Origin of the sequence: Micromonospora sp. NPDC048169 (genome assembly GCF_040652815.1) — a bacterium.
In the GTDB taxonomy this organism is placed as follows: domain Bacteria; phylum Actinomycetota; class Actinomycetes; order Mycobacteriales; family Micromonosporaceae; genus Micromonospora.
On record NZ_JBEZMS010000001.1, the window covers coordinates 109,398 to 131,862 of the forward strand.

At 71.0% G+C, this 22,465-nt stretch carries 21 protein-coding genes and 1 pseudogene; 17 read left to right on the forward strand and 5 right to left on the reverse strand.

Annotated elements, in window-relative coordinates; genetic code table 11:
* Positions 1-171: 171 nt before the first annotated feature.
* The gene (locus tag AB0D28_RS00485) at positions 172-3,639 is read right to left on the reverse strand and encodes an adenylate/guanylate cyclase domain-containing protein (protein ID WP_357381160.1); all 3,468 of its coding nucleotides are present in this window, start codon (positions 3,637-3,639) and stop codon (positions 172-174) included.
* A 193-nt stretch (positions 3,640-3,832) separates the two neighbouring features.
* Here AB0D28_RS00485 and AB0D28_RS00490 point away from each other — a divergent pair, with 193 nt between their 5' ends.
* Entirely contained in the window at positions 3,833-4,021 is a 189-nt protein-coding gene (locus tag AB0D28_RS00490) for a hypothetical protein (protein WP_357380671.1), read from the forward strand.
* Positions 4,022-4,085: 64 nt separating this feature from the next.
* Here AB0D28_RS00490 and AB0D28_RS00495 read toward each other — a convergent pair whose 3' ends face one another.
* The gene (locus AB0D28_RS00495; RefSeq protein WP_013287664.1) at positions 4,086-4,778 is read right to left on the reverse strand and encodes a Crp/Fnr family transcriptional regulator; all 693 of its coding nucleotides are present in this window, start codon (positions 4,776-4,778) and stop codon (positions 4,086-4,088) included.
* Between the two features lie 246 nt (positions 4,779-5,024).
* Between AB0D28_RS00495 and AB0D28_RS00500 the strand changes: the two genes are divergently transcribed.
* The 4 genes from AB0D28_RS00500 to proC all read left to right on the forward strand — a co-directional run bounded on the left by AB0D28_RS00500 (position 5,025) and on the right by proC (position 8,194).
* The gene (locus AB0D28_RS00500; protein WP_357380674.1) at positions 5,025-5,528 is read left to right on the forward strand and encodes a polyadenylate-specific 3'-exoribonuclease AS; all 504 of its coding nucleotides are present in this window, start codon (positions 5,025-5,027) and stop codon (positions 5,526-5,528) included.
* A gap of 59 nt (positions 5,529-5,587) precedes the next feature.
* Positions 5,588-6,091 carry a pyridoxamine 5'-phosphate oxidase family protein gene (locus AB0D28_RS00505; RefSeq protein ID WP_357380676.1) on the forward strand — a complete coding sequence of 168 codons (504 nt, stop codon included), beginning with the start codon at positions 5,588-5,590 and terminating at the stop codon, positions 6,089-6,091.
* A gap of 178 nt (positions 6,092-6,269) precedes the next feature.
* On the forward strand, positions 6,270-7,298 hold the full coding sequence (locus AB0D28_RS00510; RefSeq protein WP_030500172.1) for a 6-phosphofructokinase: 1,029 nt from the start codon (positions 6,270-6,272) through the stop codon (positions 7,296-7,298).
* Positions 7,299-7,375: 77 nt separating this feature from the next.
* Positions 7,376-8,194: a pyrroline-5-carboxylate reductase gene (proC, locus tag AB0D28_RS00515; RefSeq protein WP_357380678.1), complete on the forward strand. Its 819-nt coding sequence runs from the start codon at positions 7,376-7,378 to the stop codon at positions 8,192-8,194.
* 3 nt (positions 8,195-8,197) lie between these two features.
* Here the strand turns inward: proC and AB0D28_RS00520 are convergent, their stop codons facing one another.
* Positions 8,198-8,920 carry a YoaK family protein gene (locus tag AB0D28_RS00520; protein WP_357380680.1) on the reverse strand — a complete coding sequence of 241 codons (723 nt, stop codon included), beginning with the start codon at positions 8,918-8,920 and terminating at the stop codon, positions 8,198-8,200.
* 138 nt (positions 8,921-9,058) lie between these two features.
* Between AB0D28_RS00520 and AB0D28_RS00525 the strand changes: the two genes are divergently transcribed.
* The 11 genes and pseudogenes from AB0D28_RS00525 to AB0D28_RS00575 all read left to right on the forward strand — a co-directional run bounded on the left by AB0D28_RS00525 (position 9,059) and on the right by AB0D28_RS00575 (position 19,216).
* The gene (locus AB0D28_RS00525) at positions 9,059-10,072 is read left to right on the forward strand and encodes an MFS transporter (protein WP_357380682.1); all 1,014 of its coding nucleotides are present in this window, start codon (positions 9,059-9,061) and stop codon (positions 10,070-10,072) included.
* A gap of 94 nt (positions 10,073-10,166) precedes the next feature.
* The gene (locus AB0D28_RS00530) at positions 10,167-10,469 is read left to right on the forward strand and encodes an urease subunit gamma (RefSeq protein WP_013287657.1); all 303 of its coding nucleotides are present in this window, start codon (positions 10,167-10,169) and stop codon (positions 10,467-10,469) included.
* A gap of 43 nt (positions 10,470-10,512) precedes the next feature.
* A pseudogene (locus AB0D28_RS00535) lies at positions 10,513-10,848 on the forward strand (urease subunit beta); the annotation flags it as partial.
* A 215-nt stretch (positions 10,849-11,063) separates the two neighbouring features.
* Positions 11,064-12,782, forward strand: a complete 1,719-nt coding sequence (locus AB0D28_RS00540; protein WP_357380685.1) for an urease subunit alpha — start codon at positions 11,064-11,066, stop codon at positions 12,780-12,782.
* 59 nt (positions 12,783-12,841) lie between these two features.
* Positions 12,842-13,405: an urease accessory protein UreE gene (ureE, locus tag AB0D28_RS00545; protein ID WP_013475749.1), complete on the forward strand. Its 564-nt coding sequence runs from the start codon at positions 12,842-12,844 to the stop codon at positions 13,403-13,405.
* Between the two features lie 18 nt (positions 13,406-13,423).
* Positions 13,424-14,101: an urease accessory protein UreF gene (locus AB0D28_RS00550; protein ID WP_357380687.1), complete on the forward strand. Its 678-nt coding sequence runs from the start codon at positions 13,424-13,426 to the stop codon at positions 14,099-14,101.
* Positions 14,102-14,131: 30 nt separating this feature from the next.
* Positions 14,132-14,761, forward strand: coding sequence for an urease accessory protein UreG (gene ureG, locus AB0D28_RS00555; protein ID WP_013287653.1), 630 nt, complete (start codon positions 14,132-14,134; stop codon positions 14,759-14,761).
* Positions 14,758-15,675, forward strand: coding sequence for an urease accessory protein UreD (locus AB0D28_RS00560; protein WP_357380689.1), 918 nt, complete (start codon positions 14,758-14,760; stop codon positions 15,673-15,675). Before ureG ends, AB0D28_RS00560 begins: the two co-directional genes overlap by 4 nt.
* An 18-nt stretch (positions 15,676-15,693) precedes the next feature.
* Entirely contained in the window at positions 15,694-16,764 is a 1,071-nt protein-coding gene (gene yut / locus AB0D28_RS00565) for an urea transporter (RefSeq protein WP_357380692.1), read from the forward strand.
* Complete coding sequence (locus AB0D28_RS00570; protein WP_357380694.1) at positions 16,742-18,382, forward strand: ammonium transporter; 1,641 nt, start codon at positions 16,742-16,744, stop codon at positions 18,380-18,382. The genes yut and AB0D28_RS00570 overlap by 23 nt, the downstream gene beginning before the upstream one ends.
* Before the next feature lie 159 nt (positions 18,383-18,541).
* On the forward strand, positions 18,542-19,216 hold the full coding sequence (locus AB0D28_RS00575) for an SLATT domain-containing protein (protein ID WP_357380696.1): 675 nt from the start codon (positions 18,542-18,544) through the stop codon (positions 19,214-19,216).
* On the opposite strand, the gene AB0D28_RS00580 is transcribed toward AB0D28_RS00575, so the two are convergent.
* Together AB0D28_RS00580 and AB0D28_RS00585 are read right to left on the reverse strand one after the other, a co-directional pair.
* Positions 19,174-20,100 carry an HAD-IA family hydrolase gene (locus AB0D28_RS00580; protein WP_357380699.1) on the reverse strand — a complete coding sequence of 309 codons (927 nt, stop codon included), beginning with the start codon at positions 20,098-20,100 and terminating at the stop codon, positions 19,174-19,176. The genes AB0D28_RS00575 and AB0D28_RS00580 overlap by 43 nt on opposite strands.
* On the reverse strand, positions 20,097-21,785 hold the full coding sequence (locus AB0D28_RS00585) for a metallophosphoesterase (protein ID WP_357380701.1): 1,689 nt from the start codon (positions 21,783-21,785) through the stop codon (positions 20,097-20,099). Before AB0D28_RS00585 ends, AB0D28_RS00580 begins: the two co-directional genes overlap by 4 nt.
* Positions 21,786-22,069: 284 nt before the next feature.
* Between AB0D28_RS00585 and AB0D28_RS00590 the strand changes: the two genes are divergently transcribed.
* Positions 22,070-22,420 carry a DUF2203 domain-containing protein gene (locus AB0D28_RS00590; protein WP_357380703.1) on the forward strand — a complete coding sequence of 117 codons (351 nt, stop codon included), beginning with the start codon at positions 22,070-22,072 and terminating at the stop codon, positions 22,418-22,420.
* Positions 22,421-22,465 lie beyond the last annotated feature (45 nt).

The window sequence follows — 22,465 nt, forward strand, 5'->3', positions numbered from 1 at the left end:
GGAGGCCGGTGCTGTACTGGCCAGCAGCCACCTCTTTTCCTCGGATGCCCTCCTCACTCCGCTGATCGTCAAGCGAAAAGTCACATTCATCGCCAAAGCCGAATACTTCCCCGGTAAGGGGACTCAAGGGCCCGCTCACCGGTCCCGGCCGGATCCGCAGGCCGCTCCGGCTCAGGTCGCCCCGGCGATCCGCAGCAGGCCCGCTGCGGCGTGCCGGCCGGCGAACGCGCGTACCCGGTCCAGCGTCGCCGCGCCGGCCGGCGGATCCGCCTCGGTCAGCGGCACGACAGCCAGCGCGGACGCGATCATCTGGTCGGTCACGTCGGTCATCTCCGCGTACCCCTCGGCCGCTGCGGTGAGCAGCCGGCCCGCCCGCGCGGCGTCGCCGTCGTCCCGGGCCAGGGCCGCCTCGGCCGACCGCCCGGCCGAGCGCGCCCAGCGGGTGGTGCGCGGCGACCTCGCCAGCAGGTCGCGCACCAGCACCGCGGCGTCGCCGCCGAGCAGCGCGGCGACGTGGCCGATCGCCGGCACCCACTCGGCGAACGGGATCATCCGGGTCTGCCGCCAGTCCTCGTCCAGCTCGGTCAGCAGCGCCATCGCCTCCTCCCGGCGGCCCTGCACCGCGCGGCAGAGCGCGGCGTGCGCCAGCGTGGAGCGCAGCACCCGCTGGAAGCCGCTGCGCCGGGCCGCGACGAGCGCCTGGTCCACCAGGTCCTCGCCGGTGCCCGGACCGGCCGGGTCGTCGCTGAGCGCCCGGATCCAGCCGGACACGGCCACGATGTGCATGTCCCACTCGTCGGTCGGGCGCCGCGTCGACCCCTCGGCCATCCGCAGCGCCGCCGTCCAGTCCCCGCTGTAGTACGACCGGGCCCACTGGTCGCTGAAGTTCACCGTCAGGGCGTGCTCGCCGGCGAGGTCCAGTGACCGCTGCTCGTCGACAAGCCGGGCCGAGCCGGCCAGGTCGCCCTCCTCCTGCAGCACCCAGGCCAGGTTCTGCACCGCGCGGCTACGGCCGGTCAGCCGCTCCACCCGGCACTCCTCGGTCACCTCGGCCAGCTCGGCGTACGCCTCCTCGGCGCCGGCCTGGTAACGGACCACGGCGAGCGTGATGCGCGCGTTCGCCCGGGCCTCCCGCATCCCCAGCCGCTCGGCCAGCTCGGCCGCGGTGCGGGCGGCGATGCACGCCGGCTCGGTCTCCGCGTCGAGCATGTGCGCCCGGGCCAGCTCCAGCAGCACGCCCACCTTGTCCTCGCTGTCCGGCAGCGTGGCGTGCAGCCTGATGGCCCGGTCCAGGCAGCGCATCAGCTCCGAGCGGTCGGCCCGGGCGAAGGCCGCCGTGGCCAGCAGCCGCCACGCCTTCGCCGCGCCCTGCCGGTCACCGGTGTCGGCCAGCCGGCCGGCCAGGTCGGTGAGCAGCGCCGTCCCGCCGCCGTCGAGGAAGCCGTCCCGGTCCCGGTAGAACGCCAGCTCGGCCCGGAACAGCTCCAGTGCCGGGTCCGGACCGCACTCCACGCTCAGCGCGCGGTCCACCAGCGTCGCCGCGGTCTCCAGCGCGTGCAGCTCGTACGCCCGGCGCGCGGCCCGGTGCAGCGCGGACCGGGTCGCGCCGGCGTGCGCGGTCTGATCCAGCCCGACGGTGCGGGCGATCTCGTGCGCCGTCCATCTGTGGTTGGCCAGCACCTCGGCCCGGTCGTGCTGCCGGCCGTCGGCGAGCTGCTCCAGCCAGTCGGCGGTGCGCTGGTGCCGGCCGACCCGCTCGGCCCGGGGCAGCCGCTGATAGCAGACGTCCCGGACCAGCACGTGCCGGAACCGGTACTCCGCCTGGTCGGGCATCGTCGAGACGGGCAGCTCGTAGACGAGGTCACGGCGCTGGAGGCGATGCAACGCGCGCTCGACCCACTCCACCGGGCGGCCGAGCGCCAGCGCCACCGGCGCCGCCCAGAACTGCACGCCGACCACCGAGGCGGCCTGGAGCACCGCGCGGTCGGCCGGGTCGAGCAGGTCCAGCCGGTTGGCGATGACCGCCTGCACGGTACGCGGCATCCCGGCGCCCCCGGACGGGTCGACGAGCGTGAGCGGGGCCGTCCGCTCCGCCAGGCCGCCGTCGAGCAGCATCCGCGCGTACTCCTGGGCGTAGAGCGGGTTGCCGTCGGCGAACTCGATCAGCGGTGCCCGTGCGTCCTGCGGCAGCGTGGCCTGGCCGAGCAGCAGCGAGTAGAGCGTGTCGATGTCCCCGTCGTGCATCGGCGGCACCGAGATGGACATCGCCCCGCTGATCGTGCCGGTCCAGGCGGGGTGCCGCTCGCGCAGCTCCGGGCGGGCGGTCGCGACGACGAGCAGCGGCACGTTGCGGGCCGCCGCGCCGAGCTGCTCGACGAAGGACAGCATCGCCTCGTCGGCCCAGTGCATGTCCTCGAAGACGAGCACTGTGGGGCCGGTCGTGGCCAGCGTGAGCAGGAAACGCCGCCACGCCGCCTCGGTCTCGGCCGAGGTGAGCCGTTCGCCGGAGACGCCGACGAGCGGGCCCAGCGCCTCGGCCAGCCGTACCGCGTGCGGGTCGGCGAGGCGGCCCAGCCGCTCGCGCAGCCGTTCCCGGACGGTGGCCGGGTCGTCGACGCCGGTCAGCCCGGCCCAGCCCCGGACGATGTCGGCCAGCGCCGCGTAGGTGACGTTCTCGCCGAACGGCGGGCACTGGCCGGTCAGCCAGGTGACGTGCGTGCCGGGCAGGCTGGCGGCGTGCCGGGCCAGCTCGCGCAGCAGCCGGCTCTTGCCCACCCCGGCCGGGCCGAAGACGGTGAGCAGCTGCGAGGTGCGCTCGGTCAGCGTGCGGTGCAACGCGCTGACCAGCAGGCCGCGCTCGTGGTCGCGGTCGACCATCGGGGTCAGCTCGGCGGTCTGCCCGTCGCGCCGGGGCCGGGCCCGCACGGCCAGCCAGATCCGGCTCACCGTGGACCGGCCGCGCAACGTCACCGGCGGCTGGTCGTCGTACTCCATCTCGCGCCGGGTGGCCGCCCAGGTGCTCTCGTCGACCACCACGCCGCCGACCGGGGCCAGCCCCTGCAACCGGCTGGCGGTGTTCACCACGTCGCCGGTGACGAACGCCTGGCCGCCGTCGCGGGCCGCGGCCAGGTCGACCAGGGCCTCGCCGGTGGCGATGCCGACGCGGAACCCGAGTGGCGGATGCGGTCCGGCCGGCTGCTTGGCCAGGCTGCGTTGCAGCTCCAGCCCGGCGCGGACGCAACGTAGCGCGTCGTTGTCGGTGGCCACCGGCGCGCCGAACAACGCCATGACGGCGTCGCCGATGTACTTCTCCACCACGCCGCCGTACTGGTGCACCAGCCGGCGCACGGTGGAGAAGTAGGCCTGTTGCAGGCCGCGGGCCTGCTCCGGGTCGGCCCGCTCGGCGTACGTGGTGAAGTCGACGATGTCGATGAAGAGCACGCTGACCTGACGGCGGTCCTCCTGCACCGCGACGGTGTGGTCGCGCAGCGGCTGCCCGCAGTTGGTGCAGAAGTTGGCGCCGGTGTCGTTGGCGTGCCCACAGCCCGGGCAGGCCGCCGCGAGCGGGCGCCCGCACCCGCCGCAGAAGCGGTCGTCCGGCCCGGCGGTCCGGGCGCAGTGTCCACAGGTGAGGTCGATGTCCGGCTCCGTACGCGTGAGGTCCCCAGTGTCCCGCGCGGCCGCGCAGTCGGGTACCCGACGGGTCGGCGGGACGTCACGGCTGTTCGGCCGGGTCTAGTCTCCCCTAGCAGGAAGTCCTTTCGACAGGGAGTTTGCCGTGCACGTCCGGCTGTCCACCTCATGGACCGATCCACGGGGGACGGTGTGGGCCGTGGGCGACACTGTCGACGTGGACGCCGTCACGCTCGCCGAACTGGAGGAAAAAGGCATGGTGGAGCAGCCCGCCGGTAGCGGATCGACCGAGACCACGACCACCACGACCACGCCGCCGAAGAAGACCGACCCGTCGAAGATCGGCCCCGGGCCCACCGCGCCCCCGGCCGACACCGACGACGACTGACCGGGGCGTACGACGAACGCGGCGGGGGCCGGCGGGACGACCGCCGGCCCCCGCCGTCGTCGTGTCAGCGGTCGTTCATGCCGGCCCGGCGGCGCAGCGCGGCCACGTCGGTGACCACGATGCGGCGTCCCTCGGTACGCAGCCAGCCCCGGCTGGCGAACGAGCCGATGGCCTGGTTGACGCTCTGCCGGGAACCGCCGGCCATCTCGGCGAGCTGGCTCTGGTTCAGCTCGATCGTGATCATCGGGGCCTGGCTCTCACCGGCCAGCCGGACCAGCGTCTTCGCGACCCGGCCGGGCAGGTCGAGGAAGACGTGGTCGGCGTTCTGCTCGGTGAGCCGGCGGATCAACTGGCCCAGCGAGCGCATCACCGCGTCCAGGATGCGCGGGTTGGAGTGCACGAGCTCCATGAACGCGGGCCGGGACAGCGCCAGCGCGGCACAGTCCTCGATCGCCTCGGCCGACGCCGAGCGGGTGGAGGCGTCCAACAGGGACACCTCGCCGAGCACGTCCGGCGGTCGGATCACCGACAGCACCGCGCGCTCACCGGTGGGGGCGGTGCGGAACACCGCCACCGCGCCGCGGCGCAGCACGATCAACGACTCGCCGGGGTCGTTCTCGACGAAGAGCAGTTGGCCCTTGCGGTAGGTGCGCGGTACGGCCGCAGCGATGACACGCTGCCGCACCTCCGGCTCAAGCCCGGCGAACATCTCCACACCCGTGAGCGCGTCACCCGGCTCCGGCAGGCGAGACTCCACGGCTCAACCCCTCCCCGGTCAGAAGTCACGACTCGCACACCGGGTGAAGCTCTCAGTCCCGGTACGAAGCAGCTCAACCGGTTCGGCGCCCGACGGCGGTACACATCAGATCATGACGCTCCCGTCGCGTGCTGTACACCCCCGGAAACACTTCCGTGACCATGCCCGGTCGCCGCCGGCACGCCGCCGACCTCGGCGGACGCCCCGGCGACCGGTCCGCGCGACCGATGGGCGAGGATGGGTGCGATGGTCTACCGCTATTTCTACGACTGCGAATTCATCGAGGACGGCCGCATCGTCGACCTGGTGTCGATCGGCGTCGTCGACGAGTACGGCCGCGAGTTCTACGCGGTCTCCACCGAGTTCGACGACTCCCGGGCGGTGCCCTGGGTGCGGCGCAACGTGCTGGACAAGCTCCCCTCGCCGGCCGACCGGGCCTGGCGCTCCCGCGAGCGCATCCGTGACGACCTGCACGAGTTCCTGCTGGCGCCGGTGCGGGACCGGCCGGGTGAGCAGCTGGAGCTGTGGGCCTGGTACGCCGCGTACGACCACGTCGTGCTGGCCCAGCTCTGGGGCGCGATGCCGGCGCTGCCCCGGGAGATCCCCCGCTTCACCAAGGAGCTGCGTCAGCTCTGGGACGACCGGGGACGTCCCCGGCTGCCGGACGCCGAGGCCGACCGGCACGACGCGCTCGTCGACGCGCGGCACAACCTGGCGCGGTGGCGGGCGATGACCGCGCGGGAGGTTTGACCGGTTCCGCCCAGGGCACCGGAGCGGCAGCTACGCCGATCCGAGGACAGGAGTGCCCCATGAGCAAGGAGCCGACAAACGCCGCGGACGCCCGTCGCCGGGTCACCGAACTGATCCGGGACGCCCGGATCTGCCTGCTCACCACCACCGGCGTGGACGGGCGTCTGGTCAGCCGCCCGATGGGGTTGCAGGAGGCGGAGTTCGACGGCGACCTGTGGTTCTTCGCGTACGCCGACTCGGCGAAGGTGCGGCAGATCCGGGTGAACCCGCAGGTGAACGTGGGTTTCTCCGACCAGCGGCACCACGCCTGGGTCTCCGTGGCCGGCACCGCCACGGAGGAGTGGGACGCCGAGCGGGCGAAGAAGCTGTGGAACCCGTTGCTGAAGGCGTGGTTCCCGGACGGGCTGGACACGCCCGGGATCACGTTGATCAAGGTGCACGCCGGGTCGGCGGAGTACTGGGACTCGCCCGGCAGCGCCGTGGTGAACCTGCTCGGCTTCGCCAAGGCGGCGGTGACCGGCAAGCCGCCGAAGTCGGGGGAGAACCACGAGGTCAGCTACTGACGGGTAGCCCGTCCGCCGTCCGGAACGGCCCGGGGTGCGGTGTCGGCGTACACCTGTGCCGACTACAGTGCGCAGTGACGGCCCGCCCCGGGCCGGCAACGGCGCCGATGGTCTGATCTGACACATATCCTGGGGCTTATCCGGGCTTCACCTGATGCTCCAGGAGGATGAGCAGATCATGCGTATCGGCGTGCTCACCGGCGGCGGCGACTGCCCAGGTCTCAACGCGGTGATTCGGGCGGTGGTCCGCAAGGGCGTCGCCACCTATGGTCACGAGTTCGTGGGCTTCCGGGACGGCTGGAAGGGCCCGCTCGAAGGCCTGACCAAGCCGCTCGGCATCCCCGAGGTGCGCGGCATCCTGCCCCGCGGCGGCACCATCCTCGGCTCGTCCCGCACCAACCCGTTCAAGATTGAGAACGGCGTGGAGCGGATCAAGGAGAACCTGGCCGCGCAGGGCGTGGACGCGCTGATCGCGATCGGCGGCGAGGACACCCTCGGCGTCGCCACCAAGCTGCACGAGCTGGGCGTCCACGTCATCGGCGTGCCGAAGACGATCGACAACGACCTGGGTGCGACCGACTACACGTTCGGCTTCGACACCGCCGTCAACATCGCCATGGAGGCGATCGACCGGCTGCACACCACGGCGGAGAGCCACCACCGCACGCTCGTGGTCGAGGTCATGGGCCGGCACGCCGGCTGGATCGCCCTGCACGCCGGCCTCGCCGGTGGCGCCAACGTGATCCTGCTGCCGGAGCGGCAGTTCGACGTCGAGCAGGTGGCCGGCTACGTCGAGAAGCGTTTCCAGCACCAGTACGCCCCGATCGTCGTGGTCGCCGAGGGCGCCCAGCCGCTGGACGGCCAGATGGTGCTGCACAACCAGGAGCTGGACGCGTTCGGCCACGTCCGTCTCGGCGGCATCGGCCAGTGGCTCGCCGAGCAGCTGGAGGCCAAGACCGGCAAGGAGGCCCGCACCGTGGTGCTCGGCCACATCCAGCGCGGTGGCACCCCGACCGCGTTCGACCGGGTGCTCGCGACCCGGCTCGGCCTCCAGGCCATCGACGCGGCGCACGAGGGCGACTGGGGCAAGATGGTCGCGATGCAGAGCACGGACATCGTCCGCGTCCCGCTGGCCGACGCCACCCGCGAGCTGAAGACCGTGCCGCTGGAGCGGTACGCCGAGGCCGAGGTCTTCTTCGGTAGCTGATCGACGGCGCGCGGCGTGGCGGGCCGTCGACCGGCCCGCCACGCCGCGCCCACGTGACCCGGGAAGGGGTACGGCTGATGGCAGGTCAGGTGCATACGGTCGCGGTGATCGGCGCGGGCAAGATCGGCGAGCTGATGCTCTCCGGGTTGCTGCGCTCCGGCTGGCCGGTGGAGCGGCTGCTCGCCACCGCGCGGCGGCCGGCCCGGGCGCGGGAACTGACCGAGCGCTACGGCGTACGGGTGGTGGACAACCTGACCGCGGTGGCCGAGGCCGAGGTGCTGGCGGTGTCGGTCAAGCCGCAGGACGCCGCCGCGCTGCTGGACGAGATCGGCCCGAAGGTGCCGGCCGACAAGCTGGTCATCTCGCTCTGTGCCGGCCTGCCGACCGCCTTCTTCAACCGCCGGCTGCCCGAGGGCACCCCGGTGGTCCGGGTCATGACCAACACCCCGGCGCTCGTCGACCAGGCGATCAGCGCGATCTCGGCGGGCGCGTACGCCAGCGGCGAGCACCTGGCGCTGGCGGAGGGGATGTTCTCCCCGCTCGGGGCGACGGTGCGGGTGCCCGAGTCGCAGCAGGACGCGGTGACCGCGCTCTCCGGCTCCGGCCCGGCCTACTTCTACCTGCTGGTCGAGGCCATGATCGACGCCGGCATCCTGCTCGGCCTGCCGCGCCAGGTGGCGCACGAGTTGATCGTGCAGACCGCCATCGGCTCGGCGGTGATGCTGCGCGACTCCGGCGAGCACCCGGTGAAGCTGCGTGAGGCGGTCACCTCGCCCGCCGGCACCACCATCTCCGCGATCCGTGAGCTGGAGAACCACGGCGTACGCGCGGCCATGCTGGCGGCGCTGGAGGCGGCCCGGGACCGGGCCCGGGAGATCGCCGCCCAGGCCGACTGACGCTCAGCCGGGCGGCGACGCCGGCCGCGGGTGCCGGCGGAGCAGCGGGATCAGCACGGCCAGGGCGATCAGCCCCCACAGCGGCACCCAGCGGGGCCGGTGCTGGGCCAGCGTGCCGATCGCCCCGCCGGCGCTGTAGCTGACCAGGGCGAGCAGCCCGAGCAGGGTGCCGCGCCGGGCCCGTCCCCGGCCGGCGGTGGGGCCGAACAGCCAGCGGGCGGCCCGCTCACCGGTCTTCGTCGTGGTGTCCGACTGGTAGGTGATCGGCGTCGCGATGCCCGCGGTACGCGTCGCCAGCGTGGTCAGGCTGCCCATGGCGACCGCTCCGGCGGCGGCGAGCAGCACCCGTGCGGCCGTCCCGTGCCGGCCGTACGCGAGGGCCAGGTTGAGCACCGTCCAGACGGCCATTGCGGCTTCGGTGACCGCGATGTCGACGAGTGGTGCCGCGGTCGGCCGCGTACGGCGGCGCAGCAGGTTGACCAGCCCGGCGGTGGTGGCGAACGCGACGATGGACGCGACCGAGACCGGCCAGGTGGGATGCGCGCCGGCCGGTCCCATGCCGAGGAAGATGGCGTTGCCGGACTGGTTGGCGACGAACGCGCCGTACCGCAGGAACGCGAAGGCGTCCAGCGCGCCGGCGGTGACGACGGCGAGCACCAGCGCGGCGATCGGGTGGCGGAACTCGCGGTAGGAGTCCGCGGAGCCGTACGGCGCCGACCGGCTCACCCTTCCCCCGTCCGTGTGCAGGAGCCACCCCGGCGGCGTCCGGCCGTTTCACTGTCGGACCGCAGCGGCGAACCTACTATATGTCGCATATGTAGGTCTTCGGTCGTTTCGTTGGCGGTCGCCGGCGGACGGGGTGAGATGGCGGCGAGCGGACGCGCGGCCGGCCGGCCGTCCCGTCGCAACCTCGTGGCGATCCTGTCGATCGTCGTCCTCTCCGGCGCCTTCTTCGGCTACGACCAGGGCGTCATCAGCGGCGCGCTGCACGACATCCGCCGCACGTTCGACGTGGGCACCTTCGAGGTGGAGGAGGCGGCGAGCTGGGTGACTGTGGGCGCGCTGGCCGGCGCGCTCGCCGGTGGTCACCTCGCCGACCGGGCCGGCCGGCGGGGCGCCCTGTGGGTCGCCGGCGGCGCGTACGTCGTCGCCGCGATCGTGCAGGCGGCGGCGCCGACCATCGGCGCGCTGCTCGGCGCGCGGGTGCTCCTCGGGGTGGGCATCGGCGTGGCCTCGGTCGCCGGGCCGATGTTCGCGGCCGAGGCGGCGCCGGAACGGATCCGCGGTGGCCTGCTCGGGGTCTACCAGTTCTCCATCACCTTCGCGATCTTCATCGGCTACCTGGCGGACGAGCTCTTCACCGGCGGCGACTCGTGGCGGTGCCTGCTCGACCGCGTCGGCCGCCGGCCGCTGCTGCTGGTCGGCCTGGCCGGGATGGCGGTCTCGCTCGCCGTGGTCAGCGTCAGCTTCCTGAGTGCCGGTGCCGGTGCCGGGCGCGGCGAGGGCCGGGTCACCACCGCGGGCCTGTTCCTGCTGGTCGGCGTGATCTTCTTCGTCGCGTTCTACGCCGTGTCGATCGGCCCGGCCGCCTGGACCGTGATCAACGAGATCTATCCCGGTCCGATCCGCGGCCGGTGCGTGGCGATCGCCACCGCCACCCACTGGGGCACCGAGTACCTGATCACGCAGTTCTTCCTGAGCCTGCTGGACGCGCTCGGCCGGTCGGGCGTGTGCGCGCTCTTCGCCGGGCTGTGCGTGCTCGGTTTCCTGTTCGTGCGGCGCTACCTGCCGGAGACCAGGGGCCGGACGCTGGAGCAGATCCAGCAGATGTGGGTCGCCGACTACGACCGGCGCGAGCGGGCGCATACCAACCCCTGAAATCTCCCTGAACGAGCTGCGAACCGGCCAAAGCGCTCTTACCGTGACGGAATAGCTAAAACCGTACAGAAGGTGCGGACGAAGGGGTCGCGAAGTGCATCTCACGCCGAAGGAATTCGACAAGCTGACGATCCACTCGTTGGCGATGGTCGCAAACGCCCGCAAGGCGCGCGGGGTCAAGCTCAACCACCCCGAGGCCGTGGCGGTGATCTGCGCCGCGGCGCTGGAGGGCGCGCGCGAGGGCAAGACCGTCGAGGAGGTCATGAACGACGCGAGCCATGTGCTCACCGCCGACGACGTGATCCCCGGCGTGGCGGACATGATCCCGATGCTCCAGGTCGAAGCGGTCTTCACCGACGGGTCGCGGCTGATCACCGTCCACTCACCCATCCAGTAGAGCAGCGACCGGAGGCCGCGGTCTCCGGCAGAGCGGGGGCAACATGGCGAAGCAACACCCGGGACCGAACTCCAAGCACCTTCGGCCCATCGGCGGCTACAAGCTCAGCGACCAACCTCTGGAACTCAACGCCGGGCGGCCGGTGACCGAGGTGGTCGTGCGGAACACCGGTGACCGGCCCATCCAGGTCGGCTCCCACTTCCACTTCTTCGAGGCCAACCGCTTCCTGGAGTTCGACCGCCCGGCGGCGTTCGGCAAGCGGCTGAACATCCCGGCCACCACCTCGATCCGGTTCGAGCCCGGCGACCGCAAGACCGTCCAGTTGATCCCGTACGGCGGTTCCCAGCGGGTCTACGGCTTCAACGGCCTGGTCCAGGGCTGGACCGGCGACGGGCCGATCCCCGGGTACCGGCCGGACCGGGCCGAGGCGCTCCACCAGGCCCAGACGCGCGGCTTCAAGACCACGACGCAGCAGCAGGGCCAGGCCAAGGACCAGGGCAAGGACCAGGCCAAGGGCAAGGACCAGGACAAGAGCGGCAGGGGCAAGAAGTAGCCCGGCCTTCCTTCGACGCGCCAGAGCTGGAGCGAGAACGCATGAGTCAGATCTCACGGCAGGAATATGCCGGAATGTACGGCCCGACCACGGGCGACCAGATCCGGCTGGGTGACACCGACCTCTACATCGAGATCGAGAAGGACCTGCGGGTCCTCGGTGACGAGGTCATGTACGGCGGTGGAAAGACCCTGCGCGACGGCATGGGCAGTGCCAGCCAGGCCACCAGCGCCGAGGGCGTGGTGGACCTGGTGATCACCAATGTGACGATCGTCGACGCGCTGCTCGGTGTGGTCAAGGCGGACGTGGGGATCAAGGACGGCAAGATCGCCGGGATCGGCAAGGCCGGCAACCCCAACATCATGGACGGGGTGACACCGGGCCTGGTGACCGGTCCGGGCACCGACGCGATCTCCGGTGAGCACCTGATCCTGACCGCCGGCGGCATCGACGCGCACGTCCACCTGGTCACCCCGCAGCAGGTGTGGGCCGCGCTCAGCAACGGCGTCACCACCCTCTGGGGCGGCGGCACCGGGCCCACCGACAGCACGAACGGCGTCACCATCACGCCCGGCCCGTGGAACATCCAGAACATGATGCGGTCCTTCGAGGACCTGCCGATCAACATCGGCCTGCTGGGCAAGGGCAACAGCAGTGGCCGGGCGCCGCTCGTCGAGCAGATCATGGCCGGGGTACCCAGCTTCAAGATCCACGAGGACTGGGGCGCCCCGCCCGCGGTGATCCGGTCCTGTCTCGCCGTGGCCGACGAGTACGACGTCCAGATCAGCATCCACACCGACACGCTCAACGAGAGCGGCTACATCGAGGACAGCATCGCCGCCTTCGAGGGCCGGACCATCCACACCTTCCACACCGAGGGCGCCGGTGGCGGGCACGCGCCGGACATCATCAAGGTCGCCGGCCAGATGAACGTGCTGCCCGCGTCGACCACGCCCACCGTGCCGTACGGCATCAACAGCCAGTCCGAGCTGTACGACATGATCATGGTCTGTCACAACTTCAACCCGAACGTGCCCTCGGACGTCGCCTTCGTGGAGAGCCGGATCCGCACCGAGACCATCGCCGCCGAGGACGTGCTCCTCGACGAGGGCGTCATCTCGATGATGCAGAGCGACTCGCAGGCCATGGGCCGGGTGGGGGAGACCTGGCTGCGGACCGTCCAGCTCGCCGGCCAGATGAAGAACGTCCGCGGCAAGCTGGCCGAGGACTCCGACGCCAACGACAACTTCCGGGTCCTGCGCTACGTCGCCAAGATGACCATCAACCCGGCGATCACCCAGGGCGTCTCGCACGTCATCGGCTCGGTCAGCCCGGGCAAGCTTGCCGACCTGGTGCTCTGGGAGCCCGCGTTCTTCGGCACGAAGCCGAAGATGGTGCTCAAGGGCGGCATGATCGCCTGGTCGATCATGGGTGACCCGAACGCCTCGCTGCCCACCCCGCAGCCGGTCTACTACCGGCCCATGTTCGGCGCCACCGGCTCCCAGCTCGCCAGGAACTGCGTGACCTTCGTGTCCCGCGCCGCGCACGAGTCGGGTGTGGCCGAGCAGCTCGGCCTGCAACGGCAGGTGATGCCGGTATACGGCTGCCGCAACCTGACCAAGCGCGACATGGTGCGCAACGACCGTACGCCGAAGCTCGAAGTCGACCCGGAGACCTTCGCCGTGAAGATGGACGGCGTGCACGCGACAGTGCCGGCGGCCAAGAACCTCCCCCTCAGCCAGCTCTACTTCTTCAGCTGACCCGGCGCGGTGCCCGCGGCCGGCCCGGCCGGTGGCGGGGTCGCGTGAAAGGAGAACACATGCTCGTCGAAACGGTACTCGGCAACGTGAACGAGCCGGCCTGGACCGAGCGGCTCCGGGAGGCCAAGGTCGACGACCTGGTCCTCGACCAGTGGGACGCCCAGAAGAGCCGGCTGCGCCGGACCACCAGCCTCGGCACCGAACTGGCGCTGTCCCTGGCCCGCGGTGTACGGCTGCGCGACGGTGACGTGCTGGCCTGGGACGACGCCACGGCGACGGCGGTGGTGGCCCGGATCGCGCTCGGCGAGGTCATGGTCGTGCACCTCGACACGCTGCACGGTGAGTCCCTGGACATGGTGATCCGCTCGGCCGTCGAACTCGGCCACGCGATCGGCAACCAGCACTGGCCGGCGGTGGTGAAGGGCACCAAGATGTACGTCCCGCTCACTGTGGACCGCAAGGTCATGGACTCGGTGATGCGCACGCACGCGTTCACCGGCCTCACCCACGAGTTCATCCCCGGCACCGAGATCATCGCCTACCTGGCCCCGCACGAGTCGCGGCGCCTGTTCGGCGGGGCCGACTCGACCCCGCACACGCACCTGCCCGCCGATCTGAACTGAGGGGCCGGGGTGTCCACGGTGACCGAGGCCCTGAAGCTGCTCCAGTTCGGTGACTCGGTCTTCCCGGTCGGTGCCTTCTCCTTCTCCAACGGGTTGGAGACAGCCGTCGAGCAGGGCGCGGTGCACGACCGGGCCACGTTGCAGGAGTTCGTGCGTACTGTCACCCGCGCCGCCGCCACCGGTGACGGGGTGGCGCTGCTCGTGGCGCACCGCGCCGCCCTCGCCGGGGACCCCGGCCGGATCCGGGCGGCCGACGAGGCCGTACACCTGCGCAAGATCAACGAGGAGACGCGGACGATGACCGTCCGCATGGGGCGCAAGCTGGCCGAGGCCGCCGAACGGGTGGTGGGGGAGTCCCTGCTGCGCAAGCGCGTCGCGGAGAGCGGCACCGGCGTCCCGGTCACCTACCCGGTCGCGCTCGGCGTGCTCTTCGCCGAACTCGGCGTGGACGAGGCGGACGCGTTCGCCGCCCACCAGTACGGCGCGGCCTCCATGGTGCTCGGCGCGGCGGTCCGGCTGATGCGGGTGGACCACCTCGACACCCAGTCGATCCTCTTCGCGGTGAACGAGCGGGTCGGCGAGGACTACGAGGAGGTGCGCACCGCCGGGCTCGACGACATGCAGAGCTTCGCGCCGCACCTCGACGTGCTGGCCGGCGCGCACCAGCACGCACACGTACGGATGTTCATGAGCTGAACGCTCATCACCTGAAGGGTCTTCTCAACAATGAAATCAGCGAGTCGGATCGGCGTGGGCGGCCCGGTGGGCAGCGGCAAGACGGCCATCATCGAGGCCGTCGTGCCCCGCCTGGTCGAGCAGGGCCTGCGCATCCTGGTCATCACCAACGACGTGGTCACCACCGAGGACGCCAAGCACGTCCGCCGCGCCCTGACCGGCGTGCTGGTGGAGGAACGCATCGTCGGGGTGGAGACCGGCGCCTGCCCGCACACCGCTGTTCGCGAGGACCCCAGCATGAACCTCGCCGCGGTGGAGGACATGGAGGCGCGGTTCCCGGACAGCGACGTCGTGCTCATCGAGAGCGGCGGGGACAACCTCACGCTCACCTTCAGCCCCGCGCTCGTCGACTACTTCATCTACGTGATCGACGTGGCGGCCGGCGACAAGATCCCGCGCAAGAACGGTCCGGGTATCTCCAAGTCCGACATCCTGGTGATCAACAAGACCGACCTGGCCCCGTACGTCGACGCCGACCTGGACGTGATGGCCCGCGACGCCGAGCTGATGCGCGGCGGCAAGCCGTTCGTGTTCACCAACTGCAAGACCGGTGAGGGCATCGACGACCTGGTGGACCTGGTCCGCCGCAACGCGCTCTTCGACGCCGAAGTCCTGGCATGACCACTCTGGACTCCGTCCGGGAACTCGCGCCGTACCAGGACCAGCCGGCGCAGTTGCCGGCTGCCGCGAACGGCAAGGTGGGCATCCTCCGGCTGGGGTTCGAGCGGCGCGGCGACCGGACCATCATGCGCGACGTCTTCCGGCAGTCCCCGCTGCTGGTGCAGCGCGCGCTGTACTGGGACGAGGAGATGCCGGGCCTGCCCTGCGTCATGATCCTCACCACCTCCGGCGGCGTGCTCCAGGGCGACCGGCTGCGCATCGACGTCGACCTGGGGCCGGGCGCGCAGGCGCACCTGGTCACCCAGGCCGCCACCAAGATCCAGGAGATGGACGCCAACTACGGCACCCAGACCCAGAGCTTCACCCTGGCCGACGACGCCTACCTGGAGTTCCTGCCCGAGCCGGTGATCCCGTTCCGGCGCAGCCGGTTCGTCTCCGACACCGTGGTCCGCCTGCCGCAGACCGCGACGATGCTGTACGCCGAGGTGCTCCAGCCCGGCCGCAAGTACTACCGCGACGGCGAGATCTTCGCGTACGACCTGTTCTCCACCACGCTGCGGGCGCAGCGGCCCGACGGACGCCCGCTGTTCGTGGAGAAGTTCGTCATCACTCCGGGCCGGTTTCCGGTGACGCGGATCGGCATGATGGACCGCTTCCACGTCTTCGGCAACGCCGTGCTGCTCACCGACCCGGACCGGGCGGCCCGGGTCTTCGAGCGGACCGCGACACCGGTGTGGGACGAGCAGACGCCGCTGGCCACCGCTGTGAGCCGGCTGCCGAACGACGCCGGCCTGGTGTTCAAGGTGCTGGGTCAGGAGACCGAACCGGTCCGCGCCGCCGTACGCGCGTTCTGCACGGCCGCCCGTGAAGAGGTGACCGGCTGCACCTTCCCGCCGGTCTTCAGCTGGCGTTGAGGCGAGGAGAAGACCGACATGGCCGACATCGGACGAGGCTGGCGCCACCTGGCCGACCGGAACCCGCTGGTCCGGTTCGTCGACGCGTGCCTGCGCGGCGCCGCGCAGGTGGTGCTGCAGAACAATCCGCTGAGCGGCCTGCTCATCCTGATCGCGCTCGCCTGGGGCGCGTTCGAGGCCGGCACGCCCCGGGTGATCGGCGGCGGCGTGCTCGCCCTGGTCGTGGGCACCGCCACCGCGCTGGCGTTGCGGGTCGACCCGGCCAGCTGGCGCAAGGGTCTGTTCGGCTTCAGCCCGCTGCTGACCGGCCTGGCGGTGCCCACGTTCCTCGACAAGCGCCCGATGATGTGGCTCTACCTGGTGCTCGGCGCGATCGGCACGGTGGTGGTCACGCTCGCCCTCAACGCCGTCTTCAAACGCTGGAACCTGACCGCCTACACCTTCCCGTTCGTGCTCACGACCTGGTTCCTGCTGATGGGCGCGTACCAGTTCGACAAGTTCACGGTGCTGACCAAGCTGACACCGACGTTCCCCGGCGAGGGACCGCTGACCGGCGGCACCTTCGGCTGGGGCCTCATCCCGACCTTCCTCAAGGGCGTGTCCCAGGTCTATCTGATCGAGAGCTGGGTCACCGGACTGCTCATCCTCATCGCCCTGCTGATCAACTCCCGCTGGTCGGCGCTGTTCGCGGTGATCGGCACCGTCGGCGCGACACTGCTGGCGCTCTGGTTCGGCGCCGACGGCGCGTCGCTGGACAAGGGCCTGTTCGCCTTCAACGCCGTGCTGACCGCGATCGTGGTGGGCGCTGTCGCGCACCGCCCCGGCACGCTGGTGACCGTCTACACGCTGTTCGGCATCGCGCTGACGCTGTTCGTGCAGATGGCGCTGACCACCATGCTCACCCCGCTGGGCATTCCGGTGCTGACCGGTCCGTTCAACATCGCCACCTGGCTGTTGCTGCTGCCGGACCGGCACTTCGCGCAGTTGCCCAACCACGAGCGGGTGAAGGACACCTTCCTGGCCACCGCTCGTGACTCCGTCCACCTGCGAGACAAGGGGGGAAACCATGTCCGCTCCGAACGCGGGTGACACCGCCTGGGTGCTTGTGTGCGCCGGCCTCGTCCTGTTCATGACACCGGGCCTGGCCGCCTTCTACGGCGGTATGGTCCGCACCCGCAACGTGCTGGCGATGCTGCAACAGAACATGATCGCGTTGGGCGTGGTCAGCCTGACGTGGGTGCTCGTCGGCTACACCATCGCCTTCGGCGACGACGCCGGCAGCGGGCTGTTCGGCAACCTGGAGCTGTTCGGGCTCACCGATCTGAAGGTGCCGCCCGCGCCCAACCTGCACGTGGTCGACGGCCGGATCACCATCCCCACGCTGGCGTTCGTCCTGTTCCAGATGATGTTCGCGGTGATCACACCGGCGCTCGTCACCGGCGCCACAGCGGGCCGGCTGCGCTTCGGCGGCTGGGTGCTGTTCCTCGCGGTCTGGTCGGTGGTGGTCTACGCGCCGATCGCGCACTGGCTCTGGCACCCCGGCGGATGGCTGGCGAAGTTCGGCACCCAGGACTGGGCCGGCGGGCTCGTCGTGCACGCCAGCGCCGGCGCCGCCGTCCTCGCCGTGCTGCTCGTCGTCGGCCGGCGCCGGGCCTGGCCGCACACCGCCGCACCACCGAACTCGATCCCGCTGACCATCGTCGGCGCCGGCATCCTCTGGTTCGGCTGGTTCGGCTTCAACGGCGGCGACGGCCTCCAGGCCAACGGCCTCGCCGCGCAGGCCGTCCTCAACACGCACCTCGCCGCCGCCGCGGCGATGCTCGTCTGGCTGGCGCTCGAACGCGTCACCGACGGACACAGCACCGTCGTGGGCGCGGTCTCCGGCGCGGTCGCGGGCCTCGCGACGGTCACCCCGACCGCCGGGTACGTCAACGCGGCCTCGGCCGTCGCGATCGGCGCGCTGGCCGGCCTGGTCTGCCACTTCGCGCTGAAACTGAAGTACCTGCTGCGCCTCGACGACGCGCTCGACGTGCTCGCCGTGCACTTCGTCGGCGGCATGCTCGGCACGCTCCTGCTCGGCCTGTTCGGCAACCGCGGGGTCAACCCGCTCGGCGCCGACGGGCTGTTCCTCGGCGGCGGTGGCGGCCTGCTGTGGCACCAGCTCGTCGGCGTGGTCACGGTGGTCGCGTTCTCCTTCGTCCTGACCTGGCTGATCGCCGCCGGGGTGCAGGCGCTGATCGGCCTGCGCGTGCCGCTCGCCGACCAGGAACGCCTGGACCAGGCGCAACAGGGCGCCGACGCGTACCACCTGGGCGGGGTGACCAGCTTGACCGCACCCGGCGCGCCCCGGCGCCGTACCGCGGCGCCCCGGAGCGGCGAACCGGCCGTGCCGCCCGGCCAGCGGGTACGGGTGGTCACCGCGCTGCTGGAACCGGACCCGGCGGCGAACAGCGCCGACCTGCGCGACGCGCTGCTGCGCGCGGGCGCGATCTCGGTCATCGTCAGCGACGCCGCGGTGGCGACGACGACACCGCAGGCGAGTTTGCTGCCACGTGGTTACTGGCAGGACCAGCCGCTGTCGGCCCGGCTGCGCGTCACGGTGCTGGTCGGCGCGGACGGTGTGGGTGCGGTGCTGGACGAGCTGGACCGGATGGGGGCCCGCCGGAGCGACACGTTCGTGCAGGAGGCGGAACGCGTCCAATCCTGACCGGCTGATGGTCACCACCGGACCGGATCGAGACGTCTGATGCCTTGAGCGGCAGGGCGCGATGACGCACGCTGTGCCTATGGGGCGACAGCAATCTCCGATCCTCGACCCGTCACCCGGTCACGGCCTTCGCCGTACGCGGGGATCGGGCAGCTCGTGGTGACGGGCAACGGCCTCGTCGACAAGCCGAGCCGTCGGGTTCCGCGACGGGATATGATCATTCGTCCGTTTCCCGTCCTGACGGCGGATCAACAGCCTGAGGCCGTTCTGGACCGCCTGCGCGGTTGGGCGGAAGGGCAGGCCGAGGACTCGATCGCCTGGTACCTGCGCGACAAGGCGGTACGGCGCAGGATCTCCCGTCTGCTGCGCGGCTGCGCCATCCTGCTGGGAGTCGCCGGCGGGGTCGTGCCCCTGGTCAGCGCGGCCAGTGCCGGGAGCGGCGCCAGTTGGGGGTACGTCCTGCTCGCCATGGCCGGTGGCTGTCTGGCCTTCGACCACTTCTTCGGTCTTTCCTCGGCCTGGATGCGCGACATCGCCACCGCGCAGGCGCTTTCGCGAGCGCTCACCGAGTTCCGGCTGGACTGGGCGACCACGGAGTTGCGCACCCCGGCCACTGAGGAGGCGGCGATACGCCGACGCGAGGAACTGATCCGCGTGCTCGTGCTGCGGACGGCCGAGTTGGTCGAGGCCGAGACCGGCGAGTGGCTCAGTGAGTTCCGTAGCAACATCGGAGACCTGAACCGACGGAGCGGATGGTCACCCGCGCCGGGCCAGCCCGCTGTGGGAGCTGATCAGTCGGCCGGGACTGCCGGTAAGCCGGCCGGCATCATCTGAGGTCGCCTCGGCTGCGAAGCCGCGCTGAAGGTGTAGTGCTCGCACAGCTCATGGAATGCGTCAAGTGTCACGTCCGGCGCGTATCGAGCGGAGTTGTCGTTGCTGGTTTCTGCCGCCGTGACCGCCGCAGGGTCCCAATGGGACAGCGCGACGAGGTCGCTCCAGAGGCCGGAATCGTGGTGGGTGCCGTAACGGGCCCATGCGGCGAGCATCCCCGCTCGCTTGGCCATCGCCACGTCCTTGTTCAGGCTGTCGCCGACGTACAGGCAGCGGGCGGGCGGAACGCCGAGCTGCTCGGCGATCCGCCGGGGGATCTCCGGATTGGGCTTGCGGGACGCCGGTGGCAGTACGCGAACCTCGATCGCTGCCGGAGCCGACCGTCGATCGGCGCCCAACGGATGAGGCGGCCCGACGAACTGGGGGGCGTAGATCGCCTCCAACATCACGTCCAACCCGAGCGACCGGGCACGACTGCTGATGTTCACGTCCTTGGCCTCGGTGTGCCCCACGATGTGACAGCCGGTGGCCTTGATTGTCTGCAGCGTGCGTTCCACGTCTGGATAGAGGCGAAGGTGACGTCGCCGGACCTCGTTGAAGGCGGCGAAGGCCGGCCGCAGGTGCTCGTGCCGTGCCCGTTGGCTCATCCCGGGCAGGCGTCGCTCGACGGCAGAGGTCTCGAGCAGCGCGAAGGGGTGCTCGGTGTTGCCGTGGTTGCGGTGCACGGCTTGGAGGTCGCCCCGCAACTCGTCCTCGGACACGTCGAGGAGTTCGGCGGCAAGGGCCACCATCGCTCGAACTGCCGGCACGAAGTACGCCACCCAGTCGTACAACGTATTGTCCATGTCGAGGATGAGGGCGTGCACGACCGGGCGTCTGGCGGTCATGGGGAAACGACCTTCCAGGGAGCAATCTCAAGCCGGCCGTCTGCCCCGGTTGCCAGCGGGGCCCGCCAGGTCATGAAACGCTCGAACGAGCCTTGCTGTTGACTCCGGTACATTTCCAACTCCACGACTGGACCCGCCATCCGGATCAGGTTGAAGAAGTTACGCCGTCCGTCTGACGATTTCGAGCCGCTGCTCCCACCACCGACGATGTTGAAGCGTCCCAGGTCCCAGCGTTCGTTGCTGTATTCGGGCAGATGGTACGCCTCGGTACGCCAGACGAACGCGCGGTGCTTGTGCCCGTGCACCGCGAGGTGCACCCCGTCCCGGGCGGCCAGGCGCTGAATCCTGGGTGCGTCGATGGCGATCCCGAAACCGGTGGCGTACTCGTCGGGTGATTCGAGGTCTTCGGTCAGCGCGAGATGATGATGCAGCGCGAGCACACGCAGGGCTGATCCAGGGCTCGCCCAGGCGAGCGCACTGGTCACCTCGCGGTACGCGGACTCCTGCACCCGGCCCATGCCCGCCAGGAACGACTGTCCCTGTTCCAGGGAGCTGGAGTTGACCGCGGCGATGTCGACGAGGTTGCCGCCCGGGAAGACGAAACGGCGAGCCATCGAGAGGTGGGGCGAGGCGGGGTATCCGTACAGCGCTCGGAAGAACTCCCGATAGTTGGCCGTTGCCGCCTTCGGCGCCACCTCGACCAAGGCTCCGTATTCGTACGATTCTGCGTGGGTCCAGGCGATGTCGTGATTGCCGGGGATGACGACGAGGTGCTCCAGCCCCAGCCCGAGTAGCCCGTTGGTGAGCTTGAAGAGGCCGGCCCGCGCCGCCGCGAACTCGTCGGGGTGGGCGACGTAGGTAAGATCACCCGTGACGAGAACCGCTCCGACCGACCGCTGATCACGGGCCAGGGCGTCGGAGATCGCATCGACCATGGTCGGGCGAGTGGCGCCGTCCTCGGTCTCCAGCCGCCACTGATGCTCCGACCGGAACCGTCCGGTCGCGTAGTGCGGATCGGTGAGGTGCAGCAGCCACGGCCCCGGGCAGGCGATCGGCTCGGGGGACAGCGCGCCGTCCTGGCGTGGGGACGCGGTCAGGAACCGCTCGCTGGAGTCGGCCGGACGGGCTGGCCGGATCTCCCAGATCGTGGTGTCCATCGCGCGCAGCTCGTCAGCGTCCAGGATCCGCTTACCCACCAGCCGCTCCAGCTGACTCCGCGGATGATGGGGCAAGGGCGGCGCGGAGGCGAAGGAGAACTTCCCGAAGAACTCCATCGGCTCCTCGGCCAGGGCCACCAGCCGTAGCCAGCCCCGGCTGTGCCGGCTCGCCCGGTAGTAGGGTGGAACGCCGTCCAGTTCGGAGTCGGGCGGACTGAGCGAGGTGAAGGCCCCGAGTTCGTCCGGCTGCGGCAGGATCACCCGGTCGACCATGGCGCGATGAACGATGCCCGTCCCGGAGTGGAACAGCCCGATCGGCACCCGGCGATCCTCCAGCGCCTCGCGTTCGAGCGCCTCCCACACCTCCAGCCGGCCGGGTTCGTTGGGCCGTTTCCACCAGCCCCACCAGCACCACCCACGCTCCTGCAGAACGGCGCGATGCTCGGGCAAGGTGTCGGCCACCAGATCCCGGTACCGGAACAGGTACCGCGGATCCGGGGCGCGGGAACCGGGCGGAAGATCGCTCATGCCAGTGAGCCTCCAACGACGGGCGAGGGGCGTCCGGGCGAGCCCGGGGGCCGATCCGGGAGGAACCATCTGTATACCCGAGCGCGGCGACACCCGATACCCGGCGCCGTTTTCCGGCGACGACGCGCCCAGGCGAGGGCGCTCCACGCGGTCGGCCTGGACCCGGGGCTGTCGGCGGAGCTGTGGGTCGCCGGGCGGACGGCGTGTGCCCGCATGCGCGGCGCGAATGGTGGCCGTGTGGTGTGGAGGCTTTCCTCTGCACGGTCGTGCCGCATACTGGCCCGGTGTTCACTCTCGCCCAGGCGCGACACCTGGTGGCCACGCTGCGGCCGCGCGTCGACGAGCTGATCAAACTGCGTGCCGACCTGGCCGAGCTGCGGGTCGACCTGGCCGACCATGGCGTCAGCGCGCTCGGCGGGCTCGCCGAGGTGAAGGCGCTGGAGGCGCGGTTGCACGTGGTGGTGGACGAGTTCCACCAGCATGAGATCGCGGTCAAGGGGATCGCCCCGGTGCTGCTCGACTTCCCGGGTGAGCGCGACGGCCGGGCGGTCCTCTGGTGCTGGCTCGAGGGGGACACCGACATCAGGTGGTACCACCGGGTCGAGTGCGGTTTCGCCGGCCGCCGTCCCGTCTGAGCCGGCCCGCCCACGCCTGATCTGCGTCGATCCGCCCGGCTTGGC